At 69.0% G+C, this 21944-nt stretch carries 18 protein-coding genes and 1 pseudogene; 4 read left to right on the forward strand and 15 right to left on the reverse strand.

Going from position 1 to position 21944, the window contains the following annotated elements; translation table 11 throughout:
• A pseudogene (locus VFB40_RS15080) lies at nucleotides 1-648 on the forward strand (alpha-L-arabinofuranosidase); the annotation flags it as partial.
• Between the two features lie 29 nt (nucleotides 649-677).
• Here the strand turns inward: VFB40_RS15080 and VFB40_RS15085 are convergent.
• The 12 genes from VFB40_RS15085 to VFB40_RS15140 all read right to left on the reverse strand — a co-directional run bounded on the left by VFB40_RS15085 (nucleotide 678) and on the right by VFB40_RS15140 (nucleotide 14365).
• Nucleotides 678-2675 (reverse strand): primary-amine oxidase, encoded by a 1998-nt coding sequence (locus tag VFB40_RS15085; RefSeq protein WP_324851130.1) that lies wholly within the window; start codon nucleotides 2673-2675, stop codon nucleotides 678-680.
• Nucleotides 2676-2724: 49 nt separating this feature from the next.
• Nucleotides 2725-4209 (reverse strand): APC family permease, encoded by a 1485-nt coding sequence (locus VFB40_RS15090; RefSeq protein WP_324851132.1) that lies wholly within the window; start codon nucleotides 4207-4209, stop codon nucleotides 2725-2727.
• 128 nt (nucleotides 4210-4337) lie between these two features.
• Nucleotides 4338-4652: an NIPSNAP family protein gene (locus VFB40_RS15095; protein WP_324851134.1), complete on the reverse strand. Its 315-nt coding sequence runs from the start codon at nucleotides 4650-4652 to the stop codon at nucleotides 4338-4340.
• Nucleotides 4649-6310, reverse strand: coding sequence for a bifunctional 3-(3-hydroxy-phenyl)propionate/3-hydroxycinnamic acid hydroxylase (locus VFB40_RS15100; protein ID WP_324851135.1), 1662 nt, complete (start codon nucleotides 6308-6310; stop codon nucleotides 4649-4651). Before VFB40_RS15100 ends, VFB40_RS15095 begins: the two co-directional genes overlap by 4 nt.
• Entirely contained in the window at nucleotides 6307-7164 is an 858-nt protein-coding gene (locus VFB40_RS15105; protein ID WP_324851137.1) for an alpha/beta fold hydrolase, read from the reverse strand. Before VFB40_RS15105 ends, VFB40_RS15100 begins: the two co-directional genes overlap by 4 nt.
• 24 nt (nucleotides 7165-7188) lie before the next feature.
• Nucleotides 7189-7791 (reverse strand): amino acid synthesis family protein, encoded by a 603-nt coding sequence (locus tag VFB40_RS15110; RefSeq protein ID WP_324851139.1) that lies wholly within the window; start codon nucleotides 7789-7791, stop codon nucleotides 7189-7191.
• A gap of 53 nt (nucleotides 7792-7844) precedes the next feature.
• Nucleotides 7845-8369: a VOC family protein gene (locus VFB40_RS15115; protein WP_324851141.1), complete on the reverse strand. Its 525-nt coding sequence runs from the start codon at nucleotides 8367-8369 to the stop codon at nucleotides 7845-7847.
• Nucleotides 8370-8387: 18 nt separating this feature from the next.
• Nucleotides 8388-9416 carry a WD40/YVTN/BNR-like repeat-containing protein gene (locus tag VFB40_RS15120; protein WP_324851143.1) on the reverse strand — a complete coding sequence of 343 codons (1029 nt, stop codon included), beginning with the start codon at nucleotides 9414-9416 and terminating at the stop codon, nucleotides 8388-8390.
• Between the two features lie 28 nt (nucleotides 9417-9444).
• The gene (locus tag VFB40_RS15125; protein ID WP_324851145.1) at nucleotides 9445-10275 is read right to left on the reverse strand and encodes an SDR family NAD(P)-dependent oxidoreductase; all 831 of its coding nucleotides are present in this window, start codon (nucleotides 10273-10275) and stop codon (nucleotides 9445-9447) included.
• Complete coding sequence (locus VFB40_RS15130; protein WP_324851147.1) at nucleotides 10272-11801, reverse strand: aldehyde dehydrogenase family protein; 1530 nt, start codon at nucleotides 11799-11801, stop codon at nucleotides 10272-10274. The genes VFB40_RS15125 and VFB40_RS15130 overlap by 4 nt, the downstream gene beginning before the upstream one ends.
• Complete coding sequence (locus VFB40_RS15135; RefSeq protein ID WP_349261485.1) at nucleotides 11798-13366, reverse strand: acetolactate synthase large subunit; 1569 nt, start codon at nucleotides 13364-13366, stop codon at nucleotides 11798-11800. Before VFB40_RS15135 ends, VFB40_RS15130 begins: the two co-directional genes overlap by 4 nt.
• Nucleotides 13367-13654: 288 nt before the next feature.
• Nucleotides 13655-14365 (reverse strand): IclR family transcriptional regulator, encoded by a 711-nt coding sequence (locus tag VFB40_RS15140; protein ID WP_324851151.1) that lies wholly within the window; start codon nucleotides 14363-14365, stop codon nucleotides 13655-13657.
• Nucleotides 14366-14523: 158 nt separating this feature from the next.
• Here VFB40_RS15140 and VFB40_RS15145 point away from each other — a divergent pair, with 158 nt between their 5' ends.
• From VFB40_RS15145 to VFB40_RS15155, 3 genes are read left to right on the forward strand one after another with little or no spacing between them, the layout of a single operon-like run.
• A complete protein-coding gene (locus VFB40_RS15145; protein WP_324851153.1) occupies nucleotides 14524-16005 on the forward strand; it encodes an aldehyde dehydrogenase family protein in 1482 nt (493 codons plus the stop codon).
• A 59-nt stretch (nucleotides 16006-16064) separates the two neighbouring features.
• Nucleotides 16065-16700 (forward strand): NAD(P)H:quinone oxidoreductase, encoded by a 636-nt coding sequence (gene wrbA, locus VFB40_RS15150; protein ID WP_324851155.1) that lies wholly within the window; start codon nucleotides 16065-16067, stop codon nucleotides 16698-16700.
• A 52-nt stretch (nucleotides 16701-16752) separates the two neighbouring features.
• A complete protein-coding gene (locus VFB40_RS15155; RefSeq protein ID WP_324851157.1) occupies nucleotides 16753-17394 on the forward strand; it encodes a DUF5134 domain-containing protein in 642 nt (213 codons plus the stop codon).
• A gap of 77 nt (nucleotides 17395-17471) precedes the next feature.
• Here the strand turns inward: VFB40_RS15155 and VFB40_RS15160 are convergent, their stop codons facing one another.
• The 3 genes from VFB40_RS15160 to VFB40_RS15170 all read right to left on the reverse strand — a co-directional run bounded on the left by VFB40_RS15160 (nucleotide 17472) and on the right by VFB40_RS15170 (nucleotide 21929).
• Nucleotides 17472-18935, reverse strand: coding sequence for a ricin-type beta-trefoil lectin domain protein (locus tag VFB40_RS15160; RefSeq protein WP_324851161.1), 1464 nt, complete (start codon nucleotides 18933-18935; stop codon nucleotides 17472-17474).
• A 22-nt stretch (nucleotides 18936-18957) separates the two neighbouring features.
• The gene (locus VFB40_RS15165; RefSeq protein ID WP_324851163.1) at nucleotides 18958-20430 is read right to left on the reverse strand and encodes an arabinofuranosidase catalytic domain-containing protein; all 1473 of its coding nucleotides are present in this window, start codon (nucleotides 20428-20430) and stop codon (nucleotides 18958-18960) included.
• A 449-nt stretch (nucleotides 20431-20879) separates the two neighbouring features.
• Nucleotides 20880-21929 carry a LacI family DNA-binding transcriptional regulator gene (locus VFB40_RS15170; RefSeq protein ID WP_324851165.1) on the reverse strand — a complete coding sequence of 350 codons (1050 nt, stop codon included), beginning with the start codon at nucleotides 21927-21929 and terminating at the stop codon, nucleotides 20880-20882.
• Nucleotides 21930-21944 lie beyond the last annotated feature (15 nt).

Here is a 21944-nt window from a genome sequence, read left to right on the forward strand (position 1 = left end):
GTCAGCGAAGACTGGCAGCTCTACAAGAAGGACTTCCCGCTGGAGCGGGACGGCATCAAGGTCGCCATCGACGAGTGGGCGTACTTCGCCGGCGGCCTGAGGGGCGTTCTGGCCACCAGCCTGATGCTGCACGAGATGTTCCGGAACACCGACTTCATCGTCATGGGCGCCTACACGACGGGCATGAGCTGGCTGTCGTTCAACGCCACCGACGCCGTTTACAGCGAGCAGGGGCTGATGTTCAAGCTTTACCGGCAGCGCTTCGGGACGGTGCCGGTGGCGATCTCCGGCAACTCGCCGCAGCCCGCGCCGAAGTGGCCGGCCGGTGGCGATCAGCCGAGTGTCACGTCCGGCAGTCCAACGTATCCGCTCGACATGTCAGCGGCCTTGTCCGCAGATGGCAGGACACTGACCATCGCGGCCATCAACGCGACCGCCGACTCGCACAGCGTCGACGTCAGCCTCGCCGGCTTCGCCCCACGCAGCCGCGGACGACTGTGGCGCCTGACCGGCCCCAGCCTCGATTCCACCAACCAAGTCGGGAAACCGCCGCAGGTCACCGTCACAGAGTCCGCATTCGACGCCGGGACGGGCGTGGTGTCAGTTGAGCCCTACAGCGTCGAACTGCGTGCGTACACCAGGCGTTGAGCGGCGAATAGCCGCGAGCCGCGCCAGGGTTATGAGCAGTGCGGCGCCTCCGGTAGCGCACTGCTGATCTCGTCGCCCACAGTGTGACAGTGCCCTGCCTGGTGGCCTTGCGGCGGCGGCACGTCCAGGGACGGGTTGCGGTCGAAGAAGCCGACGGGTTTGAGGGTGAAGCCCACGTACTCGCACGGCATGATCGGCCAGTCCTCGGGCCGAGGCAGGTGTGAGGTGCCGAAGGTGTGCCAGAGCACGACGTCGGTGTCGACCAGGTCGCGTTCCTGCGTGACCCAGGCGCCGATCCCGTCGCCAGGGTGCTGATTCGGGTAGTCGCCGGCCGCGTGCATCTCCTTCGGGTCGAAGCGGGTGACCCACAGGTGGTGGCGGGCGAACTCGGCGCGCTTGGCCAGGTCGCTCTCCGGCGCGGCCAGCAGGGTCGGGCCGGTGAAGGGCACGAGCTTGTAGCCGACCGGTTCGCCGAAGCGGTTGGTGACGTTCGGGTTGACGATCTTCCAGGTGCGGGCGGTCGCCGGGTTGCACGCGCGGCGCGCCTCGCGTTCGTTGGCGATCGTGGTCTTGCGGGCGACGATGGCGTTGCCGCGCTCGTTGCCGGGGCCGATCGGCAGTCCGACCGCGTCGATCTCCAGCACGGTGTTGTCCGGTCCGTCGATCTCCGGATCGATGCGCATGTTGAACAGGTGCTGGTGGTTGGGCGCGTCGAGCTGGGGCGCCACGAGCGTGCCGTACTCGGGGGTCTCTCCGGGCGCGACGGCCCGGGTCTGCACGATGCCGGTCAGCTTCGCCTCGAACTGGATCGTGCCGTCGAGGTAGAAGTACCAGAAGAACCCGTATTCGTAGTTGCCGATCGTGTGGATGGCGGAGACGACGAAGCGGCGGGAGCGGCGCACCTCGGGCTGCTCGGTGTAGCGGAAGTTCCAGTGCTTCCAGAGGATGCCGTAGTCCTCCTCGTGCATGCAGATGGCGTTGGCGATGGTCTGCGGGGCGCCGGACTCGTCGGCGAGCACGGCGTCCATGTAGCGGATCTCGCCGAGGCAGTCGCAGCCGAGTGTGAGCGAGCCGACGGTCTTGCCGAGGTTGTACTCCCCGGCGTCGAAGACGTTGCGGAAGTAGAAGTCGTTGCCGGTGTCGCCGTAGGGCACGACCATCTCGCTGATGGCGGCGCGGTGCAGGATGGAGCGGCGCCGTTCGCCGTCGAGGTAGGACACGTCGCTGATGACGAGCCCTTCGACGGCGTCGATGTGCGCGTGCAGCCGCCAGCGCTGCCACTCGATGACGTGCCCGGTGACGGTGAACGACGGCCCCTGCGGCTGGGTGATCTCCAGCGGCCGCAGATCGGTGCGCAGCGGCCCGACGCTGGCGACGTCGTAGTTGCCGCTCTCCGGCGGCAGCGGGATCGGGTCGCCCTCCTCGATCGCGGCGACCGTCTTCTCGTTGCAGTCGATGACGAACACGAGGTTGCCTACCGGGCGCGCGTAGCCGTTGTCCTCGGCGAACTCCCGGACGTAGGCGCTGGCGCGGATGATCCTTCGCAGTGGGTTGACACCGTCGACGGGCAGCGTTCCCGTGGACCACGGGTCGATCTGCAGCAGTTCGAGGTCGTGTACGCCGTGGCGGGCCAGGGCGGCCACGGCGGCCGGGTCCTTCTTGACGATCTGCTCGAGCTCCATGATCTCTTCGATCATGATGGCGGGCTGCACGCCGGGGATGTGCGTCCAGTCGGCGATGGCGCCGCTGACTGTCCCCGATTCGACGGTCAGCTCGACGCGGGCCTCGTAGGTCGCCGCGTCGGCGCGGTCGTAGACGACGAGGAACGCGGCGCGGGTCGGCGGCGGCGCGGACGGCGCGGAGTTCCACTGGCGCACGGCCTGCTTGTCGGGCGAGGCCGTGCGCACGAGCGGGAACCGCGGGTCGGTCAGTTCGGGCCTGCCGGACCGGATCGCGGCGACGGCAGCGGTGATCTCGTCCGCGTTGAGCGGGTCGTACGGGTGGCTGTTGGAGACTGCGGCGCTCACGGACGTCCTTCGGGAGGAGGGGTGGCGGAACGGGCTCGGGATGACGGGACTACGCGGGGCGCAGTTCGTCTCCGACGGCGTCATCGAGGACGGCTGTCTCCGCGGCGGCGGAGGCGCGGCCTCGCCGGGTCACGGCGACCGACCAGATCACCCCGGCCGCGAGCCAGATGGCCAGCGACCACGACACGGTGTCCAGCGGACTCGGGGCCTGGTAGAAGGCGCCGAAGACCGCGCCGGCCGAGACCAGCGTGCCGGCGGTCGCGGCGGTCACCAGCTTGACGCGGTTCACCTGGTGCCACAATCCGCGGGCGCCGGCGACGCTGACGGCCAGGTACATCAGCGCCAGGCCGGTACCGCCGAACCCGGCCATCCAGCCGAACATCGGGGCCCACTGCGGCTGCAGGACGCCGGGCTGTCCGGTGGCCAGGGAGAAGACGCCGTTTCGGGCCACGACGAGGATGACGCTCGCCGCGGAGACCCCGCCCACCAGCGCCGCGCCGACGATCGGGGTGCGGAAGCGCGGGCTGACGGTCGCCAGCGCGGAGGGCAGCCGGCCCGCCCGGGCCATGGCCAGCATGCCCCGGGTCGCGGCGACGCTCACGCCGATGGCGACGGCGGTGATGTCGACGATGATCAGCACGGAGACGAGGTTGCCGAAGCCGGAGGAACCGAACGGGGCGCTGGAGGCGAGGGCCTGCAGCGGGAAGACGCTGTTCTTCCAGGCGGTGGCGTTCAGCCCGAAGCCGATGTCCTGCGCGTACGCGGTAAGCAGGAAGTACGCGCCGACGATGGTCAGCGACCAGAGCACGGCGCGCGGGACGTGCTTCTTCGGGTTGTCGGTCTCCTCGGCCAGGTTGGCGGCGGACTCGAAGCCGATGAACATGTTGATTCCGTAGAGCACGCCGTAGAGCAGGTCGAGGCGGTGGACCGAGAACGGGTTGAACGGCTGGGCGGACAGGCTGTGGCCGCCGAGCCCGCCCTTGGCGATGATGTAGATCGAGAAGCCGGCGACGACGGCCGACGAGATCAGCACCAGCGCGAGTTGCGCCCGCACGGAGACCTGGACGCCGATCACGACGATGGCCAGGACGACGGCGATGAAGGCGAGGGCGAGCGGCCACCAGGGGACGTTGACGTTGAAGGCGGTCTGCAGCAGGTCCTGGGTGAGGCCGCCGAGCACGAGGAACGTCGCCGCCGCGAGGATGAGCATCGCGCCGAAGTACACCCATCCGGCGACGGTCCCGGCCGAGGGGCCGAAGGTGTCGCTGACGTACTCGTAGAGCGAGCCGCACAGGTGGATGCGCTTGGCGTACTGGGCGATCACCCACCCGGCGCCGAAGATGCCGATCCCGGCGATGATGATCGCGACCGGTGTCGCGACGCCGGCGCCGCGGCCGGTCGCGGAGAGCCCGACGATGAGCGGCAGCAGGCTGGCCACGGAGAACACCGGGCCCATGAACCCGACAGACTGGGCGAGCACGCCCGTCATGGAGACTTTCGCCCGCCCGAGGGACGCTTTCGGGATATCGCTCATCTCAACTCCTGATGATGGCGGGGCGTCGGCACCGACGCCAGTGTGTACGATTTTCGAACTTGGTGTACGAATATTGCGTAGATGTTGGCGTCGGATGAACCGGCTGTCAACGACTGGCCCGAAGGCTGCTACGCGTCGAGCACAGGTGCGAAAGTGAGCAGAATTCGGTTGGACTGCTGGACGAGGAGCGCGCGCACTTCGCGGCGGAACGCGGCGAAGTCGGCGTCGGCGGCCAGGGCCTGCCGCCGGTGCGCGCGGTCGGCGAGATCGGCGAACCGCCAGTGGTAGACGAGCGTGTTCAGCTCGCCGATCTCGACGGTGTAGACCCCGGCGGGCTCGCCGAGATGTCGGACTTGAGGCTCGCGGCCCGCGCGGTGCCAGGCCTCGAGGTAGCGGGCGGCCCCTCCCGGCACGAGCCGGTAGTTGCGCTCTTCGAGGATCACGGCACGCCGCCCCTCTCGGCGGGCCGGCCGGAGTCGCTGCGTCGGCGAGGTGCGGTGAGCCTGTCGGCGAGACCGGTGATCGCTGGTCCGACGCCGTCCAGGTCGGTCATGGCCGCTACGAAGCGGTCGGGGCGGACGAAGGCGACGTTGCGGCCTTGGGCCTGGAACCAGGGGCGCAGATGGTTGTCGAGGTCTTCGATGACGACGGTGTCGTCGGACACGCACGGCTGCGCGTGGTGGCGGGTGCCTGCGCGCGATTTGAGTATTTTCACGACGCGCGGCTGGAAGCGGCGAACGGCGGCGAGTTCGTCGCCTGAGAGTCGTGCGAGCGGGTCGCATTCGAAGCCCAGGACGGCGAACCACGGGCCGAGCGCGTCGTCGAGCCGGACGTGCGAGCCGGCTGGCATCTCGACCATCGGCTGAGGGAGCATGCGGCCGACGCTCGGCGCATCGCCCGCGTCACCATCGTGTGCGACGAAGCCGGCGCGGTAGTCGGGGACGGGCTTGAAGCGCATCTCCAAGATCCACGCGCGGATCGCGGGTGCGAGGGATGCGGCGCGCAGGGTCAGGTCACGCAGTCGCGCGGCGGACAGCCGCTTGGGTGCGAGGACACGGCCGAGTGTCGTGGACAGCTCGATCATGGCTTTCGCGTGCGGACGGCGTTCTGCGTCGTAGGTGGCCAGCAGGGATGGGTCGGCCTGCCCTCGGACGATCGCGGCTAGCTTCCAGCAGAGGTTGGTCACGTCTCGGATGCCGGTGTTCATGCCCTGCCCGGCCCACGGCGGCATCAGGTGCGCGGCGTCGCCGGCCAGCGCGACGCGTCCGGCAACGAAGCGTGCTGCGATACGAGAGTGGTGCGTATAGACGCGGGCGCGCAGCACGTCGGCGGCCGCGGGGGCACCGGCGTGGCGCTGTAGCAGGCCCTTGACGCTCTCGGGTGCGAGCAGTTCGTCGGCGTCCTCGCCGGGAAAGAGCATGAACTCCCAGCGCCGGTGATCGTCGGGCAGGTGAGCGGACACGTACGGGCGCCGCGGGTCGCAGCGCAGAGCGGTATAGGGAGCGTCGAGCGGATCCTTGGCGCAGTCGATCACGACCCACTTGCGCGGATGCGTCGAGCCCTCAAGCGGGATGCCGAGCTGACTACGTATCGAACTGCGGCCACCGTCGGCGGCGATCACGTAGTCGGCGCGGACCTCGCGGGTCTCGCCGGATTCGTCCGCCATCAGCAGGCTGACGCCGTCGTCATCCTGTTTGAGTTCGCGCAACTGTGTGCCGAGGTCCATCCGAACGTGCGGGAAGCGCCGCAGTCCTTCGCGCAGAACGGCTTCCGCCTTCGGCTGCATGAAGATGTTGCGTTTGTGCCAGCCGTAGTCGCGTGCACTGGGACGGATGTCGGCCAGACAGCGACCCGCGGCGTCGAAGAACTTCAACGGCACATTCTGGATCGCCGTGCGCACTATCTCGTCGGCCAGGCCGCCGCTCTGGAACGTGCGCAGGCTCTCGTCATCGACGCCGATCGCACGCGGGTACTCGACGATGTCGCGCTCCCGGTCGACGATCAGCGTGCTGACGCCGTAGACGCCGAGCAGGTTCGCGGCCGTGGCTCCTACCGGTCCGGCGCCGACGACTGCGACCGACACGTGCTGCGTCGTAGTCATGGCGCGCCGCCGCCGAGGAATGCGGAGACGAGCCGGATGAACTCGGCGGGATTGTCGTCGTGCACGTAGTGTCCGGCCTCTGATACTTGCGCCCAGCGCAGCGACGGCTGGCGTTGCGCCATCCGCTCACAGGTTTCGCGCGGGAGGAAGTCCGAGCGGGCACCGCGAATGACGAGAGTGGGGCACCGCAACGCATCGACGCAGGCCCACAGATCGATCGGCCCGGCGGGATCGCCGGCGAGACGCGCTGCGGCGATGCCCGTCATGTCGAGGCTCCACTCGTAGCGCCCCTCGTCGGTGCTTCGCACCGTGTTCTCGATCCGAGAGGCCAGCGCGGCGTCAGTGATGTCGGGACGCAGCCGACGCCAGTAGGCGCGCACGGCTTCGAGGCAGTCGAAGCCGGGCGGCGTCTCGCGCATCTCCCGCAGGATCCGGTCCGCGCCGTCAGTGCTCGTCGACGAGCCGGGGCCGATGTCCTCGACGACGAGCGCGGTGACCTGGTCGGGATGGCGCGCGGCGTAGGTGTAACCGATCGCGCCGCCCAACGAGTGGCCGACGAGGGCGAAGCTGCTCAGCCCCAGCAGTTCGGTGAGTTCTTCCAGATCGCTGACGTAGGCGTCGACGTAGTAGTCGCGCTTGGGATCCCAGGAGCTCTCGCCGCGGCCACGCAGGTCGGGCGCGATCACGCGATGCGTCACGGCGAGGACGCGGGCGGCCGGCTCCCAGGTGCGGGCGTAGCTGCGCAGCCCGTGCACCAGGACGATCGCGGGCGCGTCGGGTTCGCCCCACTCGAGGTACCGGCACGTCAGACCGTTGATGGTCGCGTGACGGCTCGACGGCGTGGTCGTGATCATGGCGCCCCCTTTCCTCGCTCGCCGCTACCGCAGCCCGTCTTCGCCGCGCACCTCATCGGCTGTCAGCCCGCCCAACCGGGCGTGCAGCCGACCGCGCGAGGCGAAGGCGAAGGCGACGACGACTTCGTCGGGGCGCGGGGCGTCGCCGAACGCGATGGAGATGGTGTCGTAGTTGGACCGGACGTACAGTGCGTCCTTGTGCGCGAGCGGGATGTCGATGGTGCCGCCTGCGGCGGCGACTTTGCCGGTAGAGGGCACCCAGGACTTGCCGCCGCCGACCGCTTCGCGCACCGGGTCGGCGAACAGCTGGGTGAGGAACGCGTTGCCGTGCTCGTATTCGCCGGACACCCCGACGACGGCGGCTTTGCCGTAGCTCTGCATCGGCGTTCCGGCGGCCGCTTCGACGATCCGGCGGCCGAATTCCCGGCCCAGCTCGTCGGACTTGGCGACGATGTCGCTCAGGTCCTCGCTGTAGCGGCCGGCGTAGGGGTTGTGGACCGCCGCGGCGATGACGATGCGGCGGATCGGCGCCCCGTCGGGAAGCTGCCCGGTCTCGTTGGCGAGGACCTCCTCGAGGTGCGTGAACCACTTGCGGACGTGGTACGGGCCGAAGTTCGCGGCTGGCATGTTCTCGCAGGCTCCTGGTTCGCTGTGCGCGCGGCTGGACGGTGGGTGGCGGGTCAGGTGTAGAGGGGGTCGAGCACGACCGGCTCGCTGGGGGCGTGATGTTCGCCCAGGACGCGGCGGCCCTCGGCGTCGTCGGTGACGGTCTCGGCGAAGAACTCGAACCGGTTGCCGTCCGGGTCCTCGAAGTAGAGGCCGAAGCCGACCTTGTGGTCCGTGGTCTTGACGACCTTCACGTCCTTGGACAGCAACATCCCGTAGAGGCGGCGCAGATCGTCCACGTCGCCCTCGATCTCCAGCCCGTAGTGCTGAAGGCCGAGGCCGCCCTGCTGCGCGCCGTCGGCCGCTCTGATCAGCGCGAGATCGTGGTGCTTGCGGCCGAAGGAGAGGAACACCCACTGCGGCCCGCGCGCCGTGACCTGCATGTCGAGCACGTCCGCGAACCAGAGCGCTGACGCCTCGGGGTCGCGCACGAAGAGCGACAGGTGCGTGCGGTTGATCACGGGCTTGACGGTGCTGTGCGCGGCCGGTGAGAGCGCGGTGTCGGTCCCAGTCCCAGTGTCGATGTCGATGTCGGTCATGGCTTGCTCCAGGTCTGATCAGTGATGAGCGGTAGAGACCACGGCGGCCACGGCGGGAGTCCAGGCCACGTCGGTGATCTCGGGGAACTCGCGCCACTCCTTGGTGAAGCTGCGGCCCGCGTCGGTGGAGCGCAGCAGGTGGCCGTACTTGGTTCCGGCGAAGACGAGATCCGGATCGGCCGCATGCGTGCCGAACGCCCACACGGTCGAGTTGGCCGGGACATCGAGGGCTGATTCGCTCCAGCTGGAGCCGAGGTCGTCGGAGCGGAAGATGCGCGTCGTGGTGCCCGGCGTGCCGTCGCCGATGCCGAGCAGCATCGAGCTGGTGCCGGGGAGGCGGGCGACCAGCCGGGTGTAGTAGATGCCCCAGGCGTCCTTGGTGCCGGTGCGCGTCCAGGTCTCGCCGTCGTCCTGGCTGACGAACAGGGCGTTGACGACAGCGCAGACCAGCGTCTTCGGCGGCCCGTCGAGCACCAGGATGCAGTGCACGTCGGAGACCGTGACCCCGTGCGGCAGCTCGCGTGCGGCGCCGTCGACGCGTTCCCAGGTGTCGCCGCGGTCGCGGCTGCGCCACAAGCCGCCTTCCTCGACGCCGAACCAGACGGACTTGGCGTCCACGTGGTCGTAGACGGCGGTGAGGATGCGGGGTTTGCTGACACCGGCGCAGCGCTCGGGCAGTTGCGGAGGCAGCCGGTCCCAGGTCGCTCCGCCGTCTCCGGTGCGGTAGACCGCCGCGCGCGACGGTGCTCCGGTGCCAATCAGCATGCTGTCCGGGTCGTTCGGATCGATCGCGATCGACCAAACCTGCATGTCGTTGAACGGGGATTCGACGCGGGTCCAGTGGGTGCCGGCGTCGTCGCTTCGGGCCAGGCCTATGTCCGCGCCCGCGAAGACGACTTCCGGCCGTTCCGGGTGGACGGCGAGTGCGCGCACCACGGCGTCGAATTCAAGCCCCTGATCAAGCGGGATGCGGTTCCAGGTGGCGCCGTCGTCGTTGCTGCGCAGCACCCCCTGCCCGGCGGTGGCGACGAGTATCGTGCCGTCCATCAGTGCTCTCTTCTTTGTCGATCGGCTTTCACAGGAAGATGCCGCGGGTCAGGCCGCCGTCGATGCCGAGCGATTCGCCGGTGATCCCGCCCGCCCGTGGTCCGGCGAAGAAGCAGATCGCGTCCGCGACCTCCGCGGCGGTCAGGACCCTGCGAATCGGGGTGCGGGCGATGAAGTTGCGCTCGACCTGCTCCGGGGAGATCCCTTCAGCCGCCGCGTTCTTCGCGTAAAGCTCGTGGATGTGCTCGGTCTCCACGACCCCGGGATGCAGCGTGTTGATGGTGATGCCGTCCGGACCGAGCTGGTCTGACAGCACCTTGGTCATATGCACGATCGCGAGGTTGCGCATGCCCGACAGCGCGTGGCTGGAGCGGCCGGTCAGTCCGCCGATGTTGACGATCCGGCCGTAACCGTTCGCGCGCATCAGCGGAGCGACCGCCTTGATGCAGCGGAAATAGCCGACGACCTTCGTGTTCAGGTCGGCCAGCAGCGCGTCCGGATCGGCCTGCGCGATGTCGTTGCGCACAAGGCCGGCGGGTGCGGCGGCCCCGTTGATCAGGATGCTGACCTGGCCGATGTCCGCGGCCGCCGCGGCCAGCGCGGTGACCGATTCGGTGTCGGTGGTGTCGGCCGACACCGGGAAAACCTCGCCGCCGAGGTCGGCGGTGATCTCCTCAGCCGCCGCCTGCAGGACAGGCAGTCGGCGAGCGGCGATGACGACCTGCGCGCCGCGAGCGACCAGGGCGCGGGTGACGGCCTTACCGACGCCCAGTCCGCCGCCGGTGACGATGGCGACCTGCCCGCTGAGCTCCTTCGGGTCGGTGAGGGTGCTGATATAGGGGCTCAAGTCGTGGCTCATGTCAGGTTCACCCACACGCTCTTGGTCTCGGTGTACTGCTCGAGCACGGCACGGCCCATCTCCCGGCCCCAGCCGGACTGCTTGTAGCCGCCGAAGGGCGAGGCGGGATCGGTGAGGTTGTAGCAGTTGATCCACACGGTTCCGGCCTTGAGCGCGGCGGCGATCCGGTGGGCATTGGTCAGGTCGTTCGTCCACACCCCGGCCGCCAGTCCGTAGGGGCTGTCGTTGGCCTTGTCGATCAGGTCGTCCACGTCGGTCCAGCGCATGGCGACGAGTACGGGCCCGAAGATCTCCTCGCGCACGACGCGCATGGCGTGCGTTGTCTCGGTCAGCACGGTCGGTTCGAGGAAGTAACCGGACGCATACTCGGCGTCCAGCCCAGCCGGCCGCGAACCTCCGCAGGCCAGCTCCGCGCCGTCGGCGAGCCCTGATTCGATGTAGGAGCTGACGGTCGCCAGCTGCCGCGCGGAGACCACCGGTCCCATCTGGGTCGCGGGATCGTGGCCGGGCCCGACGACGATGCGGCGGGCGTGGTCGACGAGTGCTGACATGACCTCGTCATAGATATCCGCGTGCACATATAGCCGAGAGCCTGCGGTGCAGGTCTGGCCCTGGTTGAAGAAGATGCCGTCGCAGGCGGCCTGTGCCACGGCGGCCGGATCGGCGTCCGGCAGCACGATGTGCGGCGACTTGCCGCCCAGCTCCAGCGAGACCTTCTTCATGTTGCCCAGCGCCGCCGCCGTCACCAGCCGGCCGACTTCGGTCGAGCCGGTGAACGCGACCTTGTCCACGCCGGGGTGTGCGGCGATGGCGGCACCCACGACGCTGCCGAGTCCGGTGACTACATTGACCACGCCGGGCGGGAAACCGGCCTGCTCGATCAATTCGGCCAGCCGCAGCGTCGACAGCGAGGTCTGTTCGGCGGGCTTGAGCACAACGGCGTTGCCCATCGCCAGCGCGGGAGCGAGCTTCCACGCGGCCATCGACATCGGGAAGTTCCACGGCACGATCGCGCCGACCACGCCGATCGGCTCGTGCACGGTGTAGTTGAGCACGCGCAGCCCGCCGCGCGGGGAGATCGGGATGGTGGAGCCCTCGAACTTGCTCGGCCAGCCGGCGAAGTAGCGAAACAGCTTCGCCGTCGTGCCGACGTCTACCGCTCGTGCCACCGAGACGGGTTTGCCGTTGTCCAGGGACTCGATGAGCGCGAGTTCGTCGGCGTGCACCTCGACAAGGTTTGCCAAGGCGTGCAGCAGCTCGCCGCGCTGCAGAGGACTGATATCGCGCCAGGCCGGATCGGCGAGCGCGGCGCGGGCCGCGGTGACTGCGGCGTCCACATCGGCTTGGTCTGCGGCGGCGAGGGTGGCCAGCTGTCGGCCGGTAGCCGGGTTGACCGAGGCCATGGTCCGTCCGCTATGGCTCGGCCGCCACTCCCCCGCGATCAGCAGGCCGTGATCGCGAGCGACGAAGCCTGCGACGCCGGCGGGCGTCGTCGCCGGGATGCAGGGGCCTTCCAACACGGTCATAGCGCCATCTCGATCAGGTGCGGGCCGCCGGAGGCGACGGCGTCGGTCAGGGCGGTGCGCAGCTGCGCGACGGTGCCCGCGCGTTCGGCGCTGACGCCGAATCCGGTCGCGAGTGCGACCCAGTCGATGCGTGGCTCGGCGAGGCTGGTCAGCGCGGCGGCCTGCGGGCCGAAGTCGGTGTTGCCGTGCCGCTCGAGTTCGGTGCGCAGCACGTTGTAGGTGTGGTTTGCCGCGATGAGCACCGTGACGTTCGCGTTCTCTCGTCGCATCGACCACAGCGCCTGCGCGGTATAGAGGCCGCTGCCGTCGGACTGGAGCGCGATGACAGGCCGATCCGGTGCTGCGATCGCCGCTCCCAGCGCGCACGGCAGTCCCTGTCCGATGGCGCCGCCGGTGTTGGTGAGCACTGTGTGTGCGGGCGCTGAGGCGGAGGCGCTGTAGAACGGATAACCACAGGTGCCGCCCTCGACGGACACGATCGCACCCTCGGGCAAGCAGGCCGCGACGACCTGTCCGACGGTTCGCCCGGTCAGCGCGTCACCCTCTGCTGGAGCCTCAGCCATCGCGGCGGGAGCCGGTATCCGCGCCGCACCCGCGCCGAGCAGATCGGCTAGTTCGAGCAGGGCTTCCTCGGCGTCTTCGTGCGGGCGTGCGAGGCGGATGAGGGAGCCCGGTTGCGCGAGCAGGCTGGGCAGGCCGGCGTACCCGAAGTACGCCACCGGGTCCTCGGCGCCGGCGACCACGACCTCGCCTCGATCGAGCGCCGCGACGGCCTGCTCGGGGAAGTAGGGAAGCCGATCGATGTTCGGCAGGCCGCCGCCGCGTTCGGCCCGCGCCGGATATGTCTCGCCGAACAGGACGGTGCCGAGGCTCGCGGCGATGCGGCCGGCGGCTTCCTGCCCCAGACGAGACAGACCATTGCCGCCGAGGAGGAGCGTCGCGCGCGGTCCCGCCTCACGCAGGCGCGCCGCGACATCCTTGATGTGGTCGCTCCCGACGCGGATGCGCCCAGCGCGGCTCTCCGTCTCAGAGTCCTGTTCAGGCGCTGGTGGCTGCGCTGCCTGCTCCTGCTGGAAGTCGGCCGGCACGATCAGCGTCGAGACGCCGAGCATGCGGTGCGCGTCGTCGATCGCGCCCTGCGTCACCGCGCCGATCTCGGCTCGGTCGCGGACCGTCCGCACGCACCCGACGGTGGTTGCCAGTGCCGTGATGTCAGAGGTCAGCGGTGCGTCGAACGGCAGGTGCCAGCTCGCGTGATCGCCGATCACGTTGACCAGCGGCGTGTTCGCGCGGCGCGCGTTGTGCAGGTTCGCCAGACCGTTGGCCAGGCCGGGTCCGAGGTGCAGGACGGTCATCGCGGCGTGCCCGGCGATACGCGCGTAACCGTCGGCGGCGCCGGTGCACACGTTCTCGTGCAGTCCGAGCACGGCTCGCACGCCAGGCACCCGGTCGAGCGCTGCCACCAGCGGCATCTCGGTAGTACCGGGATTCGCGAAGCACACCCGCACGCCGCGCCGGGTGGCGGCACGCACGAGCGCCTCGGCTCCGGTGACAGCTTCGTCGATCAAAACCCGCTCCGTGAGTGCGGTTATCGTACATGGAGTACGCTTATCGGTAAGGGTAGACGGACTCACGGAGTTGGGGAAGGCCCCGACAACAATTGGTTGCGAGAAGGCGTCCTGCGTTCGGCATTCGACGCGCGAACGGGTGCATCGTCAGGTCTGGCAGTGCACGCGAAAATTCGGTCTGGTCATGAGACGCGTCGGCACCGTTGGCACCCGGTTGCGTCGCTGCAATGCGAGACGGGTGCACCGCCAAGTCCGGCGGTGCACCCGTGGGTCAGTCTTCTGCGCCTACGCCTGTCTGGCGGACTCCGCGCTGTGGTCTCCGGACAGTCGGCGCGTGGCGTCGGCTGCCGCAGACATGACCAGGTCGGGAATCGCCGGATCGGCCAGCTCGACGCCGAGTTGCACTACGCCGATGCTCGCCGTCGCCCAATCCGAGGTCGCGATGGGCGCGGCGACCCCGATCGCGCCGGGCTGGAGGGCTCCAACGCTGAGCGCGTAGCCCGCGCGGCGAGCCTTGTCCACATCCTTCGAATCGTCCGCGGCGGGCGGACGTCCGGCGAGGATCGCGACACCGTCGGCCCCGACGTTGAGCGGGTGCCGGGCGCCCTGGCGCAAGGCCAGGTGGAACGTGCTTTGCGGCGGTTCCTCGGTGAGCAGGACCAGAGCCTGGTCGCCGTCCGCGACGCTGAGCAGCGCCGTGCTGCTCGTCTGCTCGCTCAACTGCCGCAGGATCGGCAGGACGGTCGCCTGCAATCTGGGGCGCAGGTGGCTGGCCAGCTCGGCGATGCCGAAGCCCAGTACGTAGCGAGTGCCGGCGCGACCGATCAGGCGGTGCGACTCGAGTGTGCGCAGCAGCCGGTAGACGACGGCCCGAGCAGTGGAAAGCCGCTCGGCCAACTCCCCCGCCGTCAATCCGTCGCCGTGCGCGGCAAGCAGCCACAGCACGGCGAGGCCTCGGTCGAGCGTCTGGGACGTCTCTCCATTTGTCGCGGTCATCGCGTGGTGCCCTTCGTGGCCGAGCGGTTGGCGTTCGCCGCAGTCATGGTTTAGCACACGCGCGACACGCCGTTCGTCCGGCCCGCGCGCGCCGATTGACCGCGACGCGACTCAAGACGTAGTGTACGTCTATCGTCCAGAAGGAACGGTAATCGAACATGCCGCAGCGTTCAGTCGCAGAGAATCTGGCGCGGGACCTCCCCACCACGCCTTTCGTGGCCGGGCGGTTCGAGTCCGGCCCCTCGTCCCAGAGCTTCGATGTCATCGACCCCGTCACGGAGAAGGTTCTCACCACCGTGGTGGAAGCCGACGGCGACACGGTGGACCGCGCGGTCGCGTCCGCGCGTCGCGCCCTCGACGAAGGCGAATGGGGTCGGATGGACGGCGCCGCGCGCGGGGAGCTGCTCCACGCGTTCGCGCAGCTGATCCAGGACCGCGCGGACGCCTTCGCCGATCTCGAATCGCTCGACGTCGGCAAGCCCGGCATCGAGCCGCGCGTGATCGACCTGCCGCAAACGGTCGCCACGCTGCGGCATTACGCGGGCTGGGCCGACAAGCTGACCGGGCAGTCCATCCCGACCTCGGGCTATCAGGGCCGCGCCACGCTCAGCTACACCCTGCGGCAGCCGATCGGCGTGGTCGCCGCGATCACGCCGTGGAACTCACCCACGATGATCGGCGCCTGGAAGATCGCGCCCGCCCTCGCCGCCGGCTGTCCGGTGATCCTCAAGCCGCCGGAGGACGCCCCGCTCACCTCGCTGCTGCTCGCGCAGCTTGCCGCCGAGGCCGGGTTCCCCGCCGGCGCGTTCAACGTCCTGCCCGGACGCGGCCCGGTCACCGGGCAGCGCCTCGTCGAACATCCAGGTATTGACAAGATCTCGTTCACGGGCAGCCCGGAGACCGGGTACCGGGTCGCGATCGCGGCGGCGAAGGGGTTTCGCCCGACAACCCTGGAGCTGGGCGGTAAGAGCCCGCAGATCGTTTTCGCCGACGCCGACCCTGACGCAGCTGCGAACGGCGTGGCGCTCGGGATCTTCGCCAACCAGGGCGAGGTGTGCGCCGCGGGCAGCCGGATCCTCGTAGCCCGCGCCGTATACGACGAGTTCGTGGAGCGGCTCGCGGAGCGCGCGGCCGCCGTGGTGCCGGGCGATCCGTTCGACTCGGACACGACCATGGGCGCGCTCATCAACGCTCGGCAACTTGAAAGAGTCCTGCGTTATATCCGTCTCGGCTGCGAAGAGGGCGCGCGGCTCGTCACGGGCGGAGCGCAGCCGGACCGGCCGGGATACTTCGTGCAGCCCACCTTGTTCGCCGACGCCTCGAACACCATGACCATCGCCCGCGAAGAGATCTTCGGTCCGGTCGGCACGATCATCGCGTTCGAGGATGACGACGAGGCGGTCGCGTTGGCCAACGACAGCGACTACGCACTCGCCGCGACGCTGTGGACCGCCGACCTCTCGCGCGCCCACACCCTGGCCCGGCGGGTGAACGCCGGCGCGGTCGCGGTGAACGGCTGGTCCCCGCTCGACCCGCGCCTTCCCTGGGGCGGCGCGAAGCTCAGCGGGCACGGCCGCGAGCTGGGCCAGGCCGGCATCGAGGCGAACACCTCGCTCAAGACCGTCACCGTCGTGCTCTGACCCGCATCCCGCCTACCGCGACCCTTCCCGAGTCTCCCAAGCCTGAATCGGAGTTCCGCATGCCCGTCCGCATCCTCGTCACCTACTACAGCTCCACCGGATCGGTCCACCGCCTCGCCGAGGCGGTCCGCGACGGGGCCGACTCCGCGGGCGCTGAGGTCCGGCTGCGCCGCGTCGCCGAGCTCGCCCCGCCTGAGGCCGTCGCCTCGAACCCGGCCTGGGCGCAGCACCACAGCGAAACCGAGGACCGGATACCGGTCGCCAGCCTCGACGACCTTGAGTGGGCCGACGGTTACGCGTTCGGCACGCCCACGCGCTACGGCGCCCCGGCCGCGCAGCTCAAGCAGTTCATTGACTCGGCAAGCAGCCTTTGGCACGAAGGCAAACTCGCGGACAAGCCGGTGACCGCCTTCGTCTCCTCGGCAGAGCAGCACGGCGGACAGGAAGCCACGATCCTTTCGCTCAATAACGTCTTCTACCACTGGGGCTCGGTCATCGTGCCGCTTGGATACACCGACGATGTCGTCTACGCCGCCGGCGGAAACCCCTACGGAACCTCGTGGCCCGCCGGGTTCCCGTCCACCATGCCCGATGAGACCGTCCTCGAGTGCGCCCGCTACCAGGGCCGACGCCTGGTCCGGTTCGCTGAGCTGCTCTCCCCCGCACGCGACGAGTCGACCGTGGCGGCGGCGTAGCCCTTCCCCTGGCCCCGGTCCGGAAGCCGTCCGCGAGCGGAAGGGTATTGACATGCTCGGTCGCGCGTACGTGGACGGCTCGCTGGCCGCCGTCGCGCTGGCGACGGCGGCGTACTGCGCGGGCCGGCTGATCGACGCTGCACTGCGCGGCCGCCGCGTCGAGCACGCCGTCGATGTGACTCACGTGGTCATGGGTGTAGGCATGGCCTCCATGCTCGTCTCAAACCTCAGCTTCGTAGGCGCCACAGTGTGGATGGCCGTGTTCGCTGTTCTCGCTGCCTGGTCTGTGTTGCATATCATCGTCGGCTCACTTAGCCGACACGGCTGCTCGCATGATGCGTGGCACTATGGCGGCCACGTGCTCGCGGCCGGGGCGATGCTGTACATGTACAACGCACCGACAGCCGCGCGAGACGGCATGAAGATGGCCATGCCAAGTGCTTCGCAGGGAACGCATCCGGTAACGGTTGCGCCCCTGCTCGCCACCGTTCTCTTCGGCTACGCAATCCTCGTCATGAGCCGCATCCCGGCCGCCGCCGCGGTGTCGACGCATGGCGAAGGTTTGCGCGGCGACCGGCGGTCCTTCGCTCGCGGGGCCGACGGCGACGTACTACCGCCGGCCCCGCGAGCGGGTCTGGTGTGTGATGCGGTGATGAGCCTCGCGACCGGGATCATGCTGGTCACGATGCTTTGACAGCGTCGGCATAGACGAGCGCTGAACTAGGCCGGCGCCGCCTGGTGCAGCGCTGGTCTAGTTCAGTGCTGGCCTCGCTACTGCCGCGACCACTTCTGGTTGCTTTGGCCGTTGCAGGTCCAGATCTCCACGGCCGTGCCGTTGGCCGTACCGCCGCCGCTCACGTCCAGGCACAGTCCCGATTCGCGCCCGACCACCGTGCCGTCGGAGTTGAGGTTCCACTGCTGGTTCGTGCCGCCGTTGCAGTCCCAGATCTCCACGCGGGTGCCCGCGGTTGTCGCATGGCCCGGCACGTCAAGGCACTTGCTGCCGTAGACCTGCAGCTCGCCGTTGGACAAGTACGTCCACTGCTGGTTCGCGCCGCCGTTGCAGTCCCAGATGTCCAGCAGGGTGCCGTTGGTCGTGGCCTGGCCGGGGACATCGAGGCACCGGTTTGATCCCGCGCCGCGCAACACGCCGCTGGTGCCGCCACCGCCACCGCTGCCGCCGCCGGGGTTGTTGCCGATCCCCCAGCCCCATTGCAGCCGGTCGAGCCCGGACTGGTTGTTGAGCGCGAGGGAGAGGTTGGTGCCGCTGCCGTTCAGCGTCGTGATCGCGCAGGAGGCGTTGTCGCACGGGCCGGGCCCGGTGGTCTGGCTGGCCTGCTTGACGCCGGTCCACAGCACCGAGCCGATGCCCATGCTGCGTACCGTGTCGGTGATGGCGTAGAGGTAGGAGATGTTGTTCGTGCCGTCCTTCGGGCCGTCGTAGTTGACGCCGGTGTTCATCGGGACGCCGAACTCGGTGACCACGGCGCGGCTCGCGTAGCCGCACAGGTTGCTCTGGAAGTCGCTGACCCACGCCGCCTCGGTGGTGTGTGAGTCCCCGAACATGCTGTAGATGTGGATCGACAGCAGCGTGCCGGACAGGCGCGAGTCCGCGCCCACCGCGCACAGATTCTGGTCGGAGTACAGGCCGGGCACGATGACCCGGCCGCGCGGAACGCTGGGATAGCGCGCCAGCCAGCCGGCTTCGAAGTTGGTCAGCTGCGTGGCGTTCATCGCGTACGGCTCGTTCATGATGTCGAAGTACACGTTGCTGCTGCCGCCGTACTTGGCGATGACCGTGTCCCACATCTGATAGAAGGACGTGGTGTCGCTGACGGTCCCGCCCTGCAGCCACGGCGCGATGATCACGTTCATGCCGAGCGCGGTGGCCGCGTCGAGGGCCGCGGTGTAGCTGCCCCACCACGTCCCGGAGGTGGTCGCCGCGTTCATGCCGAGGCGCACGGTGTTTGCGCCGAGGGCCTGGAAGCCCTTGAGGATCGCGGTCGACTTCGTGTAGGTGGTGGCGTAGTTGTCCGCGGTGGACAGCCCGACCGGGATGTTCGGTCCGGTGATGAAGTTGTCGTTGGGGTCCGCCCAGTTCACTCCGTGGAACTGGGTCGTGGCGGCCCGGGCCGCGCCTGGATGCGAGACCTGGGCGGCCAGTGCGCCGAGGAGCAGTACCAGGGAGACGAGGACGCCGGCGCCACGTTGCAACCGGTGCCTGTGAACGCTCATGTTCGCTTGCCCTTCTCTGCTGTTATCCGAGGTTCCACTGCTGGTTGCTGCCGCCGTTGCAGGTCCACAGTTCGACCAGCGCGCCGTCGGCGGTGGACGCCCCGGTCACGTCGAGGCAGAGCCCTGACTGCGCGCCGGTGATGGTGCCGTTGGCGTTGAACTGCCACTGCTGGTTGCTCTGGCCGTTGCAGGGCCAGATGATCACCTTCGTGCCGTTGCTGGTGCCCTGGCCGTTGGCGTCCAGGCAGTCCGTGGTGCCGTTGTTGGTGACGGTCAGCTGGTTCGAGGAGGTGCGGGTCCAGGTCTGGTTCGCCTGACCGTTGCAGCCGTAGATCTGCATCTGCGTGCCGCCGGTCGTGCTGCCGTTCGGATCGTCAAGGCACTTGCTCGCGCCGTCCGCGTGCAACGCACCGGTGGTCGTCCCACCGCCGCTGCCCGCGCTGTACCCGGCGGCGTTGATGTTGGCCTGCACCGCGCTCTCAGTCGCGTCGGACGGATAGCCGGACGTCATCGCGCCCTCGTAGAAGGTCCCTGCCGCGCCGTTGCTGTTGTCACCGCCGATGCCCAGCAGGATCGCGCCCTCCTTGTGCATCGGGTTGTAGCCGGGCGGGCGCGGTCCGCTGTAGAAGGTGGACAGGCTGCCCGACTGGGCGTTGCCACCGCGGATCGCCCACTGGTTCGACTCGCCCTTGATGATCGCGGTGGTGAACCGGTAGCTGATCGTCGGGTCGCCCGAGTTGACGCTGTTGACGTTGGAGCCGGAGAACAGGCCGTTCTCCAGGTCGGCCATGATCCACGGGCCGTTGCCTGCGCCCCGGTCCCAGTACGAGGCGTTGCCGAAGTAGATCGCCTCCATGGTGCCGTTGCCGTCGTCGTTGTTGCTGGTCTCGGCGTTGCCGTAGTCGAAGCAGCATCCGTTGTTGTAGTGCGTGCCGTCCACGACGTCGTATTCGCCTTCGGGGTTGTCGCCGGTCGCGACGCCGTTGGTGGCATCGTCGCGGTACCCGATGCCGGGAGAGGTGAAGACGCCGTAGGCCTTCTGCCCGCCGACGGTGATCGGCGCCGCGGTGGCGTTTGCCGGATTGTCAGGGGTGTGTACGTACCCGCCCGCGGGCGCCGGGGTGAGGTTGTTGCCCCGGCCGGACTGGTCGTAGATCACCGTGATCACACAGCTCGTTCCGGCGCAGAACGAGTCCTGCGCGGCCGCGTTGGCGACCCCGCCTGCGGACAGCACGCCGATGTTCGTCGTCGCGCCGTCGGAGGAGCGCCGCACCTGATAGAGCGAACCGCTGTACGCCGCGTACAGCGCACGCGTCGTCGAGTGGGCAGCCACACAGGGGGTGCCGCCGGCCGCGTAGATGTCGCACGGACCCTGCGACGCGGCGTGCGCCGCACCGCTCGTGGCCGCGGTGCCGGCGAGCGCGCCGAGTATGACCGTGACCACGGCCCCGATACTGCCGAGCCTGCGGCCGCCGCTCCATGCGCTTGCTTTCATACCGTCTCCCTGCTCTGCGTTGAGCGCGATGGGTTGATTGTTAGCGCTAACACCACGGCATCCCAACGAGGGTGCGAAAGTGGGTCCGAGGTGTTTCGGAATGCAGACGCTGCCCGGCGCTCCACGACCTGTCAAGAAGCTCCTGCGTCGGCCATAGTGCCCATGAGCGGGCGAACTGTGGAGTTCTCACGCGACCGCACGCGACGGCTGCCCAGCTCAGGAGTTACGACCGGCCAGATTGTGCCTGTGCTCCGGGTGTTGCGATCGACAGACTCGAACACTGCGACGCTGCGAACAATATTCTACAGATGACGCTGGTTTCATGCGCCCGGTTCGCCGCCCCCTGCGAGAGCAACTGTCGGTATGTTGGATCGCAACTTGCTCGACGGCACGCAGGTAACCCTAAAGTATCGCAGAGATCTGCGAATACCTGGTCGGCGTGCCGGGGGTCAGTCCTTGGGCGGTGCGGTGCTTTCACGGACCGTCAACGTGGTGGCGATCTCCACGCCGATCCGCGGTGGGTCTTCGCCATGGCCGAGGGCGAGGGCCAGTTCGGTGGCCGCCGCCGCCATCTCCGTCAGCGGTTGGTGAACCGTCGTCAGCGGCGGGTCCGCCCAGGCCACGACCGGCAGATCGTCGAAGCCGACCACACTCAAGTCCTGCGGGATGCGCAGCCCGGCCTGCCGCGCGGCCTGGTAGACGCCGAGCGCCTGCAGATCGTTGGACGCGAAGATCGCGGTCGGCCGCTCGGGACGTGCCAGCAGCTCGCGCGCCGCGGCGCAGCCGTCCTCACGCGTCAACTGCGCGACGACGACCTGATCGCGGTCGACCGGCAGCCCGGCTGACTTCATCGCGCTCTCGTAGCCGGCCTGCCGCGCCCGGCAGCACAGCACATCCTCCGGGCCGCTGATCATGGCGATGCGCCGGTGTCCGAGGCCGACCAGGTGCTGCACGGCGGAGCGGCCGCCGCGCCAATTGGTCGCGCCGACATAGGGAACGTCGTCGGGCAGCTCCGAGGTCGGATCGAACACGACGAACGGGATGCCCTTGGCCCGCAGCTGTTCGCGCTCCGCGTCGGACAGCTGCGCCACCGAGAGCACGCATTTCGGGCGGCGCGCGACCGTGTCGTCGATCAGCGTTCCGGCCGAGTCGTGCAGGCCGAACTCGGAAACCATCACGCCGACGCGGTTCTTGCGGGCCACCTGCTCGACGCCGCGGATGATCTCCACCGCCCACATGCTCCTCAGCTCGCGGAACACGAGCTCGAGGACGTTGCTGCGATTGGGCGGCTTGCGATACCCGTACCGGTTGATCAGCTCCTCGACGCGCGCTCGGGTGTCGCTGGAGACGCCCTTCTTCCCGTTGAGCACCTTGGACACCGTGGGAACCGAGACTCCGGCTGATTCGGCGATGTAGGCGATGGTCACCGGACCGGCCGGCGCGTCGCCGTCAGGCTGGTCCGCTGCCGCCGCCCAGTCCTCCGAACGGTCGTCCGCCACGCCGCTCCCCCACTT

Origin of the sequence: Actinocrinis sp., from assembly GCF_035650855.1 — a bacterium.
In the GTDB taxonomy this organism is placed as follows: Bacteria; Actinomycetota; Actinomycetes; order Streptomycetales; family Catenulisporaceae; genus Actinocrinis.